A 229-nucleotide genomic window follows, 5' to 3' on the forward strand; every position below is an offset into this window, starting at 1 on the left:
AGCTGGTAGTGTGTCTACCATAGGTTTTGGTAATGTAGAAGATAGAGTAAACCAACGTTCTGTAGATGAAACCAAAGAGTATGATATTGCTACAACCGTTAATTTAGGTAAAGGATTAACGCCTAAAAAATGGGGTATTCAATTGCCAATGATTTATAGTGTTGGAGAAAAATTTATAGACCCAAAATTTGATCCTCAATATCAAGATGTAACTTTAAAAGACGCATTA

General features: G+C 33.2%; 1 protein-coding gene. It reads left to right on the forward strand.

Annotation, left to right across the window (positions count from 1 at the left end; translation table 11 throughout):
• Positions 1-229: hypothetical protein (locus ACY2RW_RS16525; RefSeq protein WP_490123810.1), on the forward strand; the 229-nt coding region annotated here is incomplete at both ends.

The organism is Polaribacter sp. 2305UL8-11 (assembly GCF_058147165.1).